The organism is Novosphingobium sp. KCTC 2891 (genome assembly GCF_025938155.1).
GTDB lineage: Bacteria > Pseudomonadota > Alphaproteobacteria > Sphingomonadales > Sphingomonadaceae > Novosphingobium.
In genome coordinates this window covers 155,756-168,189 of the sequence record NZ_JAPCZG010000003.1, presented here as the reverse complement: position 1 = coordinate 168,189, position 12,434 = coordinate 155,756, and the positions used below count along the sequence as shown (strand labels likewise).

Annotated in this window: 16 protein-coding genes; 1 reads left to right on the top strand and 15 read right to left on the bottom strand. The window is 66.3% G+C overall.

Annotated features, from left to right (window positions below):
• Positions 1-127 precede the first annotated feature (127 nt).
• Positions 128-694 (top strand): hypothetical protein, encoded by a 567-nt coding sequence (locus OLX02_RS07070; protein ID WP_264421472.1) that lies wholly within the window; start codon positions 128-130, stop codon positions 692-694.
• A 19-nt stretch (positions 695-713) separates the two neighbouring features.
• On the opposite strand, the gene OLX02_RS07065 is transcribed toward OLX02_RS07070, so the two are convergent.
• The 15 genes from OLX02_RS07065 to ctaD form a co-directional block, all read right to left on the bottom strand.
• Complete coding sequence (locus OLX02_RS07065) at positions 714-1,154, bottom strand: molybdenum cofactor biosynthesis protein MoaE (protein ID WP_264421471.1); 441 nt, start codon at positions 1,152-1,154, stop codon at positions 714-716.
• 1 nt (position 1,155) lies between these two features.
• Entirely contained in the window at positions 1,156-1,392 is a 237-nt protein-coding gene (locus tag OLX02_RS07060) for a MoaD/ThiS family protein (protein WP_264421469.1), read from the bottom strand.
• A 3-nt stretch (positions 1,393-1,395) separates the two neighbouring features.
• Positions 1,396-2,397, bottom strand: a complete 1,002-nt coding sequence (gene moaA, locus OLX02_RS07055) for a GTP 3',8-cyclase MoaA (protein ID WP_264421467.1) — start codon at positions 2,395-2,397, stop codon at positions 1,396-1,398.
• Positions 2,394-3,173, bottom strand: coding sequence for an SDR family oxidoreductase (locus OLX02_RS07050; RefSeq protein ID WP_264421465.1), 780 nt, complete (start codon positions 3,171-3,173; stop codon positions 2,394-2,396). The genes moaA and OLX02_RS07050 overlap by 4 nt, the downstream gene beginning before the upstream one ends.
• Complete coding sequence (locus tag OLX02_RS07045) at positions 3,170-3,559, bottom strand: dihydroneopterin aldolase (RefSeq protein ID WP_264422058.1); 390 nt, start codon at positions 3,557-3,559, stop codon at positions 3,170-3,172. Before OLX02_RS07045 ends, OLX02_RS07050 begins: the two co-directional genes overlap by 4 nt.
• 55 nt (positions 3,560-3,614) lie before the next feature.
• Complete coding sequence (locus OLX02_RS07040) at positions 3,615-4,502, bottom strand: class I SAM-dependent methyltransferase (protein ID WP_264421463.1); 888 nt, start codon at positions 4,500-4,502, stop codon at positions 3,615-3,617.
• Between the two features lie 6 nt (positions 4,503-4,508).
• Positions 4,509-5,915, bottom strand: a complete 1,407-nt coding sequence (gene thrC, locus OLX02_RS07035) for a threonine synthase (protein WP_264421461.1) — start codon at positions 5,913-5,915, stop codon at positions 4,509-4,511.
• Positions 5,916-5,942: 27 nt separating this feature from the next.
• Positions 5,943-6,536 (bottom strand): SURF1 family cytochrome oxidase biogenesis protein, encoded by a 594-nt coding sequence (locus tag OLX02_RS07030; RefSeq protein ID WP_264421460.1) that lies wholly within the window; start codon positions 6,534-6,536, stop codon positions 5,943-5,945.
• Positions 6,533-6,904, bottom strand: coding sequence for a DUF983 domain-containing protein (locus OLX02_RS07025; protein ID WP_264421459.1), 372 nt, complete (start codon positions 6,902-6,904; stop codon positions 6,533-6,535). Before OLX02_RS07025 ends, OLX02_RS07030 begins: the two co-directional genes overlap by 4 nt.
• Complete coding sequence (locus OLX02_RS07020; RefSeq protein WP_264421457.1) at positions 6,904-7,728, bottom strand: cytochrome c oxidase subunit 3; 825 nt, start codon at positions 7,726-7,728, stop codon at positions 6,904-6,906. The genes OLX02_RS07025 and OLX02_RS07020 overlap by 1 nt, the downstream gene beginning before the upstream one ends.
• Positions 7,729-7,796: 68 nt before the next feature.
• Positions 7,797-8,426: a cytochrome c oxidase assembly protein gene (locus OLX02_RS07015; protein WP_264421455.1), complete on the bottom strand. Its 630-nt coding sequence runs from the start codon at positions 8,424-8,426 to the stop codon at positions 7,797-7,799.
• Positions 8,426-8,581 (bottom strand): hypothetical protein, encoded by a 156-nt coding sequence (locus tag OLX02_RS07010; protein ID WP_264421453.1) that lies wholly within the window; start codon positions 8,579-8,581, stop codon positions 8,426-8,428. The genes OLX02_RS07015 and OLX02_RS07010 overlap by 1 nt, the downstream gene beginning before the upstream one ends.
• Entirely contained in the window at positions 8,581-9,495 is a 915-nt protein-coding gene (locus OLX02_RS07005; protein WP_264421452.1) for a heme o synthase, read from the bottom strand. Before OLX02_RS07005 ends, OLX02_RS07010 begins: the two co-directional genes overlap by 1 nt.
• Positions 9,496-9,628: 133 nt before the next feature.
• Positions 9,629-10,594, bottom strand: a complete 966-nt coding sequence (locus OLX02_RS07000) for an alpha/beta fold hydrolase (RefSeq protein ID WP_264421451.1) — start codon at positions 10,592-10,594, stop codon at positions 9,629-9,631.
• 149 nt (positions 10,595-10,743) lie between these two features.
• Positions 10,744-12,429 carry a cytochrome c oxidase subunit I gene (gene ctaD / locus OLX02_RS06995; protein WP_264421449.1) on the bottom strand — a complete coding sequence of 562 codons (1,686 nt, stop codon included), beginning with the start codon at positions 12,427-12,429 and terminating at the stop codon, positions 10,744-10,746.
• Positions 12,430-12,434: the final 5 nt, after the last annotated feature.

The window sequence follows — 12,434 nt, the reverse complement described above, 5'->3', positions numbered from 1 at the left end:
GTGCCGATAATCGAATGAAAGATTCGTGTCAACGCCGCTGGCGGGAGAAATGCTGTCTTCGGCCGCGGCAGCCCCTTGCGGTGCGTCTGCCGCTGGCGACCGGCGACGGGCGTGCTATGGCACAAACATGGTTCGCCCGTCCACGCCCCCTCGCACGTTCCGCACGCCGCGCGCTGCGGCGCTCGCTCTGGTCCTCGCCCCCGCCTTGTTCCTTGGCGCCTGCGCGGATCGCAGCCAGTTCCCTTCGCTCGCGCGCCGCCCGGCGGAACGCGCCTATGGCATGGCGCAGCCCGTGGCCGGTCCCACGCCCGCCAGCGAATCATCGATTCCTGCGGATGCGACCACCGTGGCACGCGTCACCGCTCTGCGCGAACAGGCCCGCAAGGCCGATGCCCGGTTCGATTCGCGCCGTCCCGCCGCGCTACGTGCCGTTGCTGCCGCCAGAGGCGCCGCAGTGGGCAGCGATGCATGGTCGGTCGCGCAGATCGCGCTGGCCGATCTCGATTCGGCCCGCAGCGACGGCATGGTCGCCATGGCCGATCTCGATCGGATGCTGGTGGTGGCGGCGCAGGCCGCCGTCGATGGCCCGCACGCCGATCTCGACGTCATCCGCCCCGCCCACGCCGAAGTCGATGGGCTGATGCGGGCGGAACTGGCCACGCTCAACGGCCTGCGCGGACAGATCAGCGGCTGACGGCGACCGGCCCGCGGAACTACCAGCGCGACAGGTCGCGGCGATCCTCGGGGCGCGGGTCGATCCAGCGCCAACCACGCGCGGTCTTCTCGCGCTTCCAGAACCAGCTCTCGCTCTTGAGGTGGTCCATGGCGAAATCGGCCGCCTGGAAGGCATCGCGCCGATGCCGCGCCGCCGCCGCAACCAGCACGATCGGATCGCCGGGCAACATTACCCCGCTGCGGTGGAGCAGCAGCAATCCCTCCAGGACCCATCGCTGCCGAATCGTATCGGCCAGCGCCGCCATCCCCGGCAGCGTCAGCGGCGCGTAGTGCTTCAGCTCCAGCGCCTCGACACCGCCGCCCAGGCGCACCTGGCCCAGAAAGCTGACGATCCCGCCCGATTCGGGATGCGCTGCGGTAAACGCTGCAAGTTCGGCTGCGGGATCGAAGCCCCCCTCGATCAGGCGCACGTCGGCCATGTCAGCCTCCGCTGACGGGCGGAAGAAAAGCCAGTTCGTCGCCCTCGGCCAGAACCACATCGCCCGATTCGGACAGCAGGCGCCCGTTCAGCGCCATCCGCACCCGCTCGCCGAGCAATTCGATCGCCAGGGCCGGATCAAGCCGGGCCAGCACGTCCGCCAGCGGGCCGGGTTCCACGACGCGCTCGGGCGCGCCGGCCGCATCTTCCAGTCTGCCCAAGAACACGAGCCGCGCCATGGATCAGCCGCCGGTCATCGACATATGCCGTGCCAGTGCCGGCGCGGCACCCGGCCGGTCGATCACGAAGCTGTGCTTTTCAGGCTTCTCGCCCATGGCACGGGCGAAGGCTTCGGCCACGGCTCCATCGGGATCGGCCGAGCGCAGCGCCGCACGCAGGTCGACCCTGCCCTCGCCGCCCAGGCACATGAACAACTGCCCGGTCGCAGTAACTCGCACGCGGTTGCAGCCTTCACAGAAATTGCCCGTCAGCGGCGTGATGAAACCAAGCTGGCCGCCGGTTTCGGCAACATCGACATAGCGGGCCGGGCCGCCCGAGCGCGCCGCGCTGGGGGTGAGCGTCCAGCGCGCCTCAAGCTCGCGCCGCACCCCGTCGAGCGGCAGGTAGTGGTCGAAGCGGTCGCCCTCCACCTCGCCCAGCGGCATCACCTCGATCAACGTCAAATCGTGGCCCTGCCCGTGCGCCCAGGCGACAAGCGAAGCGATCTCGGCTTCGTTCACGCCTTTCAGCGCCACCGTGTTGATCTTGACCTGCAGCCCGGCCGCGCGCGCAGCGGCGATGCCCTCCAGCACCTGCGGCAGCATATCGCGGTGGGCGAGCTTCGCGAACGTGGTGCGATCCAGCGTATCGAGCGAGACGTTGATGCGCCGGACCCCCGCCGCGGCCAGATCGTCCGCGAAATCGGCTAACCGCGTGCCGTTGGTGGTAAGCGTCAGTTCGTCCAGCCCCTGGCCCAACTGACGCCCCAGCGCGCGGACCAGTTCGATCATGTCGCGCCGCACCAGGGGTTCGCCGCCCGTCAGGCGGATCTTGCGCACGCCGCGATCGATGAACGCCAGCGCCACCCGGTGCAGTTCTTCAAGGGTCAACACCTCGGCGCGCGGCAGGAATTCCATCCGCTCGGGCATGCAATATGCGCAGCGCAAATCGCAGCGGTCTGTCACCGAAAGCCGGAGGTAGGTGATCCGCCGGGCAAAGCGATCGACGAGTGGGTTGCTGCTCACTTCGCCAGATATACGAAGTCGCGGGCGTAGGATTCAAGGCTTGCGCCGGCATCGACGAAAATCGTCTGGCCGGTGACTGAGGGCGCGGCGGCGAGGTAATGCACCGCGGCCGCGATTTCCTCCGGCGCCGCCAGCCGGTGGAGCGGCATCAGCTTTTCCAGCCGCTGCCACTGGTCGGCGGCGTAATCGACCGTGGGCAGGGTCAGGCCGGGGGCCACGCCATTGACCCTTATGCGCGGTGCCAGCGCGCGGGCCAGCGTCCGCACCGAGGCGTGCAGCGCCTGCTTCGAGAGGGTGTAGCCCAGCTGATCGGGCACCGGATTCACCACGCGCTGGTCCAGGATCATCACCACCGCGCCGGCAGCGCCCCCCAGCGCTTCAGCGAAAGCGCGGGTCATCAGCACGGGCGCGAACAGGTTGACGCGGAAATGGTCCTCCAGGCTTTCGCCGGATACCGTGTGAACATCGTCGTCGCGAAACATCGACGCGCAATTGACCAGCAGGGTCGCTGGCCGGCCGGCACGCTCCGCCGCCTCGGCCACCAGGCGCGCTGCGGCTGCCGTATCGCCCAGATCGGCCGCGAGCGGATGGACAGCCGCTCCGCGGGCCGCGAGCGCGGTCGCCAGATCGGGTTCGAATGAAGTGTCGTGATGCGCGTGAAGCGCGAGGTCCCAGCCCTCGTCGGCCAGCTTCATCGCGATTGCCGCGCCGATTCGGCGCCAACCGCCGGTCACCAGTGCCAGGGGCCGAACGTGCGTGGCGCCGCCTTCGCTCACCCCGCGGCTTCCCACGCACTGCGGCCGCGGGTCAGGGTCATGCCGATATCTTCGCCGCGCTCGCTGATCGCCAGCTTGACGATCTTGACCTCGATCTGCTCGATCCGCGCATCCTGCAGGAACAGCGTTTCGCAGATGTGGTCGGCCACGGACTCGATCAGCTTGAAATGGACGTCCTTCGGCAACCCGTCAGAGGCCGCGAACTTGAGATCCATGTAGTTCTTGCTCTCGGTCAGCGGGCAATCCGGCGTGTAGCGCGGACGCGGCGAGAGCCAAGCGCGGATCGAGATGCGGAGCGGCTGCGGACGCCCGGTCTCTTCCGAATAGATCCCGGTCAGGACATCGGTTTCGACATTGGCGACTTCGAGGATGAGGCTGTCGGACACGGCGCGGGCCATACACCCTTCGCGCCCCGTGTCCACCGCTAGGCCGAGTCCACCGCTACGCCGCCCGCCACCGTGCGAAGATCGCGGTGGGCAGCACCCGCCCGTCCGCCTGTTCCTCGTGGATGGCAAGATCGCCGTGCTCAACCGTACCCGGCAGATGCGCGACCGCTTCGGCCAGCAGGCCGGCAATGGCGAGCGAGGACATCCGAACGGCATAGACTGTCAGGAACAGGAAGCGGCTGTCCGCATCGAGCAGCTGCGCACAATCGCCGATCAGCCCCGGCAGACTTTCTTCCAGCCGCCAGACCTCGCCTTCGGGGCCGCGCCCGAACTTCGGCGGATCGAGGATGATCCCGTCATACCGCTTGCCCCGCCGCACTTCGCGCGCGGTGAACTTGGCCGCATCATCCACGATCCAGCGCACCGGGCGCTGCTCCATGCCCGAAAGCGCGGCATTGGCGCGCGCCTGCGCCACCGATTTCTTGGACGCATCGACGTGCGTCACGGGCCCATGCTCCGAAAGAGAGAGCGTGCCCACGCCGGTGTAACCGAACAGGTTGAGCGTGGAGGCATCGTCCTTGCCGGCCAGCTGTCCGCCCATCCAGTCCCACACCGGGGCCATGTCGGGGAAGAAGCCCAGGTGCCGGAACGGCGTGCAGCTGGCGGTAAAGCGCACGTCGCCGCGCGTGAGGTCCCAGCCCTCGCGCGGCACGGCCTTGTCGAAGTGCCACCGGCCGCCGCCGTCCTCGTCGGAACCGGGTACGAACTCGCCGTGCGCGCTCCAGTCCTGCTGACGGGGCGACCACATCGCCTGCGGTTCGGGACGGATGAAGCGGTAGTCGCCGTAGCGCTCCAGCTTCCGTCCGTGGCCGGAATCGAGCAGGGCGAAGTCCGCCCAGCCCTCGCCGATCATCAGCTTCGGCTGGAGATCAAAGTCAGCCATCCGGCGTCAACCGCCGCGCGGCGTGGCGCGTTCGGCCACGAAGGCGGTCACGGCGTCGTAGTCGCCCGGCAGCCGCGAACAGGCTTCCTCGCGCTCGAACAGGTCACCCACGCGCGCGGGCAGCGGCGGGCGCACGCCCGTGGCGCGCTCGACAGCGTCAACGAACTTGGCAGGATGGGCCGTTGCCAGCGTCACCACCGGCACGTCAGCCGGCAGGTCCTTGGCCGCCCGCGCGGCATGAAGGCCGATGGCGGTATGCGGATCGAGCACTTCGCCGCACGCCTCGTAAGCCCAGCGCATTGCCTTCGCCATGTCGTCGGCATCGGCGCGCGTGCTGGTGAACAGCGCGGCGGCGCTTTCGCGCTGCGCGTTGGTCAGCTGCATCGCCTTGGTCGCCTCGAAGCTCTTCATCTGCGCGGCTAGCGCGGCGCCGTTGCGGCCGCAGCCGTCGAACAGCAACCGTTCGAAGTTGGACGAAACCTGGATGTCCATGGAAGGCGCAGCCGTGGGCGTGACCGTGCCTGCCGAATAGTCACCGGTGGACAGTGCGCGGTGAAGGATGTCGTTGACGTTGGTGGCCACGATCAGCCGCTCGATCGGCAGCCCCATCTTCGCCGCCACATAGCCGGCGAACACGTCTCCGAAGTTGCCCGTCGGCACCGCGAAAGCCACCTTGCGGTGCGGCGCACCCAGCTGGAGCGCGGCGGCAAAGTAGTAGACCACCTGCGCCATCAGCCGCGCCCAGTTGATCGAGTTGACCGCCGCGATGCCGAACCGGTCGGTCATCGCCGAATCGTTGAACATCCGCTTCACCATCGCCTGCGCATCATCGAAGCTGCCGTCGATGGCGATGTTGTGAACATTAGGCGCCAGCACCGTGGTCATCTGGCGGCGCTGCACGTCGCTCACCCGGCCATGCGGATGGATCATGAAGATATCGACCTTGGCGCGCCCCGCCACCGCGTCGATCGCGGCCGAGCCAGTGTCGCCCGACGTCGCGCCGACGATGGTGATGTGATCGTCACCGCGCGCAAGGAACTCCTCGAACAGCAGGCCCAGCAACTGCAGCGCCACGTCCTTGAACGCCAGCGTCGGACCGTGGAACAGCTCCAGCACCCACTGGCGCTCATCCAGCTGCTTGAGCGGGGTGACCGCCGCATGGGCGAATCGGCCATAGGCCTGCCGCGTCAGCTCGAGCAGCCGCTCGGGCGTCAGGCTGTCGCCGACGAAGGGTTGCATCACCTTCTGCGCCAGTTCGGCATAAGGCAGCCCGGCCAGCGCCGCGATCTCGTCCGCAGTGAAGGTCGGCCAGGTCTCGGGCACGTAAAGGCCGCCGTCGGACGCGAGGCCTGCGAGCGTGACGCCTTCGAAATCGAGCGACGGAGCCGAACCGCGCGTGCTGATGTACTTCATTTCGATCCCCACAATGTCCGCGCGCGCCTAGCGGCGCGGCGACGGTCCGGCAAGGCGCTTGGCGACCGCCAGCACGTAGATGACCAAAGCAATGCCCGCGAAGACGAACCATTGCACCGCGTAAGCAAGGTGGTTGTTGGGCAGATCACGCGGATCGGGCCGGGCCAGCGGCTGCAAGCCCGGGGTCGGCGGATCGGCGATCAACCGGGCCTTGCCTTCCGCCCCGGACGTCACGATGCCGTGCACCTCGCCGCCCTTCCAATCCACGTCGATCGGCTCGCGCGACCAGCCCAGCACGACCTGCGCCTCGCCCTTCTCGCCGATCTTGCAAGTCGCGGTCGGCGCCAGCCCCGGGTCCCCCACGGCACTGCGGCCCGACACGGCCGTGACACCGAGCACGCTTTCGCAGGTCAGGTGCGAGCGGCGATAGAGCGCCGCCGGCACGTCCGCGTCCTTGCGCGGCCAGGGCACTTCGTCGGTCTGCTCCGCCGCCAGCGCATAGCGGGCGATCAGGCTTTCCTTCCACGCCTTGCGCTGCAACTGCCAGACGCCGAGCGCAATCATGGTCATCACGGCCGCAAGCACGATGATGGTCGGCCAGACGGGAAAGCGGGGCTTCATTCGTCATCCTTCTTGCGCAAGGCGGATATCAGGACCGCCGCCTTCGCGAACCGCAGTGCGCCGATCATGACCGCCGGCACCAGCGCGGTCCACACCGCCGCCTGCAACCACAATGGCGACCGCAGCAAATCGTCGAGCCGCACCGCCGCCAACACCAGCAGGGCCGTCACCGGGAGCACGACCAGGAACAGCGAGCGCCCCTTTGGCTCGTGCGCGGCAAAGTCCTGCCCGCACGCGCTGCATGAAGACGTGAATGTGGCCGGGCCGCCCCACAGCGTGCGGGCGCCGCAGCGCGGACAGCACGCGAAAAGGGCAGCCCGGGTCACCCCGGGCTGCCCTTTCAAGACCGGGCTTTCGCCAGCAGCCATTATTCGATCACGGCGCCCCAGTTGCCCCACACGTAGATGGCAACGAACAGGAACAGCCACACGACGTCGACGAAGTGCCAATACCACGCAGCCGCTTCGAAACCGAAGTGCTGGCGCGGGGTGAACTCGCCGCGAAGCGCGCGGATCAGGCAGACGATCAGGAAGATCGTACCGATGATCACGTGGAAACCGTGGAAGCCGGTCGCCATGTAGAACGCCGAGCCATAGGTGTTCTTGCCGAAGGCGAACGGCGCGTGCGCGTATTCGTAAGCCTGGATGGTCGAGAACAGCACGCCGAGGATGATCGTCGCCCACAGGCCCTTCTTCAGGCCTTCACGGTCACCGTGGATCAGCGCGTGGTGCGCCCAGGTGAGCGTGGTGCCCGAGCAGAGCAGGATCAGCGTGTTCAGCAGCGGCAGGTCGAACGCGTTGATGACCGCTTCGATCGCCTTCGGAGGCCAGACGCCGCCGATCACGTCGGTGTTCACGTGCGACGGGAACAGCGAGAAATCGAAGAAGGCCCAGAACCAGCCGACGAAGAACATCACTTCCGAAGCGATGAACAGGATCATGCCGTAACGCTGGTGCAGCTGCACCACCGGAGTGTGGTCGCCCGCGTGGGCTTCCTTGATGACCTTGCCCCACCACGAGAACATGGTGAGCAGCACGCCGGCGAGGCCGAGCAGCATGATCTGCGTGCCCATGGCCATCTTGTGCATGTAGAGCACGCCGCCGCTGGTCATGACGAGCGCGGACATGGCACCGGCGAACGGCCAGATGTCAGGCGGCAGGATATGGTAATCGTGATTTTTCGCGCCGGCCATGGTTCTCGAATTCCCCCAATGAAATCCCGGTTATCCGGACAGCCGCCCGGACGCATAACGAGCCGCCTTTATCGAGCGGAAGCGTTGCGGTCCAGAGGCTTTGCGACGCTAGCCGCACTCTTTGCAGCTTCCTGCGCGAGGCTTTGGTCCGCCGCCGCCAGGAAGGTGTAGCTCAAGGTGATCTCGGGCGTGTCCCGCGCGTTGGCATCGTCCAGCATCGCGGGATCGACATAATAGATCACCGGCATCCGCACTTCCTGCCCCGGCTCCAGTTTCTGCTCGTTGAAGCAGAAGCACTGGATCTTGTGGAAGTAGGCGCCGGTCTGCTCTGGCGTGACATTGAACACGGCACGCCCGACGATCGGCTTGTCGGACAGGTTCTTCGCGGTGAAAAACGCGATCTTGCGTTCACCGATGCGTCCGTCCTGCGTCACCTGCTCGGGCTTGAACAGCCACGGCAACCCCGGCGCGACATTGGCATCGAAGCGGATCGTGATCGGCCGCGTGGTCACCTTGACGCCCGCTGCCTGCGCGCTGGTGGCGCGCTGCGTCGTGCCGTTGAAGCCGGTCGCCTGGCAGAACATCCGGTAAAGCGGGACGGCGGCATAGCCCATCCCCAGCATCGCCAAGGCACCGCTCGCCGCGATTGCCGCGACCTTGCGGTTCCGCCGCGAATCGATGCGAACCGCTGCCGTCATCACATCTGCCCGGCGGAATGCAGGCCCATCTTCACGATGGTAATGGCGAAGAAAAGGATGGCCAGCGCCCCCAGCACGATGCCGAGCGCGCGGTTGCGCGACTTCTGGCGCGCCCGGAACGCATCAAGGTCGGTCTTGCTCGGATCGTCAGCCATCATTGCCAGCCCTGAAGGGTCGCGAAGCGATCGGCGACAAGCACCGCAAACAGCGCGAAAAGATAAAGAATCGAGAACGCGAACAGCCGCTTTTCCGGCAGCATCCCGTCCCCCGGCACGCTGCGCCGCAGTCCAACCTTGGTAGACAGAGCAAGGAACACGATGCCCAGCAGCAGCGCCGACGCACCGTAGACAACGCCCGTGCCGCCGATCATCCACGGAACGAGCGCGAGGGGCAGCAGCAGCGCGGCGTAGATCAGGATCTGGCGGCGCGTGGAAGCTTCCCCCGCCACCACCGGCATCATCGGGATGCCCACCTTGGCGTAGTCGGTCTGCACGAACAGCGCGAGCGCCCAGAAATGCGGCGGGGTCCAGAAGAAAATGATGAGGAACAGCAGCACAGGCATCAGCGTGATGTGCCCGGTCACCGCGACCCATCCGATCAGCGGCGGGAAGGCCCCGGCCCCACCGCCAATGACGATGTTCTGCGGCGTGCGCGGCTTGAGCCACACAGTGTAGATCCACGCGTAGTAGAAGATCGAGAAGGCCAGGATCGCGGCGGGAAGCCAGCCGTTGGCCAGCCCCATGACCAGGACGGAACCGCCCGACAGCGCAAAGCCGAAATCGCGCGCCGATTCGCGTTCCATACGCCCTGCCGGCAGCGGCCGCTGTGCGGTCCGCTTCATGCCGGCGTCGATGTCCGCTTCCCACCACTGGTTCAGCGCGGCGGCGCCGCCTGCGCCCACCGCGATGCAGAGGATCGCGGTGAAAGCCAGCACCGGGTGGATGCTCCCGGGCGCGGCCAGAAGGCCGCACAGCCCGGTGAAGATGACAAGCGTCATCACCCGCGGCTTGGTCAGCGCGAAGAAGTCCCGCCATTCGGCGGGCAGCGAGAGCGTACGGGCGGATTCCATGTCTGTGGGCCGGCCTATAGTCCGCTTGCGCCGCAAGGGGAAGGCCGCCCCGCGGCCCATGCGACAGACCGTCCCGTCACTTGAATATTTCTTTTCCGCTCAAGCATTTCCGGCGGCATTTTGCGTGCTCGATTCAGCGGACGCGTCCCAGCCAGTCGATCAGCAGCCGGTTGACCTCCTCCGGACGCTCCTGCTGCGTCCAGTGGCCGCACCCTTCGAGCATGTGGCCTTCCACGTTGGGCGCGAACTGGCGCATCATCGCGGTCGGATCGGCCACCTGGCCGAACAGCGTGCTGGCCGGATCCTTGGTGCCGCCAATGAACAGCGCGGGCTGGTCCAGCGTCTTGCCTTCCCACGCCCTGAGGAAGGCGTAGTCGTTTTCGTGGTTGCGGTAACGGTTGAGCGGACCGCGCAGGCCCGACGCCGTGAATTCGCCCACATAGAAATCGAGATCGGCTTCACTCAGCCACGGCGGGAACCGCTCCGGCTCGGGCAGTCCTTCAAGCAGCAGCGAATCGACTGGCTTGAGCGGCCAGGCTCCCGCCGGGGCCTCGCCCGAGATCGAGTGGAGGAACACACGCAGGAACCGGCGCACATCGGCCTCCAGTTCGGCCTCCGCCTTGCCCGGCTGCTGGAAGTATTCCTGGTAGAAGAAGATGCCCTTGGCCGTGAACAGCTCGCGGAACACATCGGTGAACGCGCGTGTGGGCGCCCCCGCGAAGGGGACGGACAAGCCCGCTACGGCCTTGAAGCGGTCCGGCCGCGTAAAGGCCGAGTTCCACACGATCGGCGCGCCCCAATCGTGCCCCACGAGGATAACCGGTTCGCCCGGCTGCAGCGCATCGGCCACCCCCACCAGGTCGCGGATGATGTGCTCCATGGCATAGGCTTCGACCGGCTGCGGCTTGTCCGACCCGCCATAGCCGCGCACGTCGATCGCGCAGGCGGTGAAGCCGGCAGCCGCGACAGGGCCAATCTGGTGGCGCCATGAATACCAGCTTTCGGGAAAGCCATGGACCATGATGACCAGCGGACCCTGGCCTTCTACAGCGGCGCGCAGGCGCACTTCGCCGGCATCGATCATACGGAGTTCGGGCATGGGGATCGTCCTCTCTGTCTTTTTGCCGACCTATCGCACGATAAACGCGTTGCAAACAGCAATCGACATGAGCGCGCGACAGCAGTCCAAACGAAAACACCCCGGTGTTGCCACCGGGGTGCTTCATGGTTCAGCCTTGCGGCCTAGCCTTAGTGGTGCGCCGCGTCGTCGATGACCGGAAGGGTCTCGAACTGGTGGAACGGCGGCGGCGAGGACAGCGTCCACTCGAGCGTGGTTGCGCCTTCGCCCCAGTAGTTCGCTTCAGCCTTGCGGCCACCAATGAACGCGTAGGCGATGTTGATCAGGAAGATCACCACCGAGACGGCCATGATCTCGTAGCCGATCGACGAGATCTTGTTCCAGTACTCGAACGCCGGTGCGTAGTCGGGGTAGCGGCGCGGCATACCCTGCACGCCCAGGAAGTGCATCGGGAAGAAGATCGTGTTCACGCCGACGAAGAACACCCAGAACTGCAGGTGGCTGAGGAACTCCGAGTGCATCCGGCCGCTCATCTTCGGGAACCAGTAGAAGAACCCGGCGAAGAGCGAAGTCACCGCACCCAGCGACAGCACGTAGTGGAAGTGACCCACCACGTAGTAGGTGTCCTGCACGTTGTCGTCGATGCCGCCGTTGGCGAGCACGACGCCAGTGACGCCGCCCATGGTGAACAGGAAGATGAAGCCGATCGCCCAGACCATCGGCGACTTGAACTCGATGCTGCCACCCCACATCGTCGCGATCCACGAGAAGATCTTGATGCCGGTCGGAACCGCGATGACCATAGTCGCTGCGGTGAAGTACATCTTCGTGTTCACGTCGAGGCCGGTGGTGTACATGTGGTGCGCCCACACGATGAAGCCGACGACACCGATCGCGACCATGGCGTAGGCCATGCCGAGGTAGCCGAACACCGGCTTCTTGGAGAAGGTCGAGATGATCTGGCTGATCATGCCGAAGCCCGGCAGAATCATGATGTACACTTCGGGGTGGCCGAAGAACCAGAACAGGTGCTGGTAGAGGACCGGGTCACCGCCGCCGGCGGGATCGAAGAAGGTCGTGCCGAAGTTGCGGTCGGTCAGCAGCATGGTGATCGCGGCGGCGAGAACCGGCAGCGAGAGCAGCAGCAGGAACGCGGTAACGAGCACCGACCACACGAACAGCGGCATCTTGTGCAGGGTCATGCCCGGCGCGCGCATGTTGAAGATGGTGGTGATGAAGTTGACCGCACCCAGGATCGAACCCGCGCCAGCAAGGTGGAGCGAGAAGATGCCGAAGTCGACTGCGGGGCCAACCGACCCGGAGGTCGACAGCGGCGCATAGACCGTCCAGCCGGTACCGGCGCCGTTGCCGACACCGCCAGGCACGAAGGCCGACAGCATGAGCGAGCAGAAGCCTGCGACCGTCAGCCAGAACGAGATGTTGTTCATGCGCGGGAAGGCCATGTCGGGCGCGCCGATCATGAGCGGCACGAACCAGTTGCCGAAGCCACCGATGATCGCCGGCATGACCATGAAGAACACCATGATCAGCCCGTGCGCCGTGATCAGCACGTTCCACAGGTGGAGCTGCTGGTCAAAGCTCGGGTTCTTTTCACCCAGGAACTGGGCAAAAATACCAAGATACTGGATGCCCGGCTGGGCCAGCTCGGCGCGCATCATGCCCGAGACGGCACCACCGATGATCCCCGCGAAAATCGCGAAGATCAGGTACATCGTGCCGATGTCCTTGTGGTTGGTCGACATGAACCAGCGGGCGAAGAACGCCGGCTTGTGATCATGATCGTGCGCATCGTGATGCGCATCGAAGGTTTCGTGGTCGGCTGGAATGGAAGCCATGGCTT

Bases quoted from the DNA above. Each gene is read 5' to 3' on its own strand.
- OLX02_RS07070 (WP_264421472.1), top strand. From the start codon at position 128: ATGGTTCGCCCGTCCACGCCCCCTCGCACGTTCCGCACGCCGCGCGCT.
- OLX02_RS07065 (WP_264421471.1), bottom strand. From the start codon at position 1,154: ATGGCCGACGTGCGCCTGATCGAGGGGGGCTTCGATCCCGCAGCCGAA.
- OLX02_RS07060 (WP_264421469.1), bottom strand. From the start codon at position 1,392: ATGGCGCGGCTCGTGTTCTTGGGCAGACTGGAAGATGCGGCCGGCGCG.
- OLX02_RS07040 (WP_264421463.1), bottom strand. From the start codon at position 4,502: ATGGCTGACTTTGATCTCCAGCCGAAGCTGATGATCGGCGAGGGCTGG.
- thrC (WP_264421461.1), bottom strand. From the start codon at position 5,915: ATGAAGTACATCAGCACGCGCGGTTCGGCTCCGTCGCTCGATTTCGAA.
- OLX02_RS07030 (WP_264421460.1), bottom strand. From the start codon at position 6,536: ATGAAGCCCCGCTTTCCCGTCTGGCCGACCATCATCGTGCTTGCGGCC.
- OLX02_RS07025 (WP_264421459.1), bottom strand. From the start codon at position 6,904: ATGGCTGCTGGCGAAAGCCCGGTCTTGAAAGGGCAGCCCGGGGTGACC.
- OLX02_RS07020 (WP_264421457.1), bottom strand. From the start codon at position 7,728: ATGGCCGGCGCGAAAAATCACGATTACCATATCCTGCCGCCTGACATC.
- OLX02_RS07015 (WP_264421455.1), bottom strand. From the start codon at position 8,426: ATGACGGCAGCGGTTCGCATCGATTCGCGGCGGAACCGCAAGGTCGCG.
- OLX02_RS07010 (WP_264421453.1), bottom strand. From the start codon at position 8,581: ATGGCTGACGATCCGAGCAAGACCGACCTTGATGCGTTCCGGGCGCGC.
- OLX02_RS07005 (WP_264421452.1), bottom strand. From the start codon at position 9,495: ATGGAATCCGCCCGTACGCTCTCGCTGCCCGCCGAATGGCGGGACTTC.
- OLX02_RS07000 (WP_264421451.1), bottom strand. From the start codon at position 10,594: ATGCCCGAACTCCGTATGATCGATGCCGGCGAAGTGCGCCTGCGCGCC.
- ctaD (WP_264421449.1), bottom strand. From the start codon at position 12,429: ATGGCTTCCATTCCAGCCGACCACGAAACCTTCGATGCGCATCACGAT.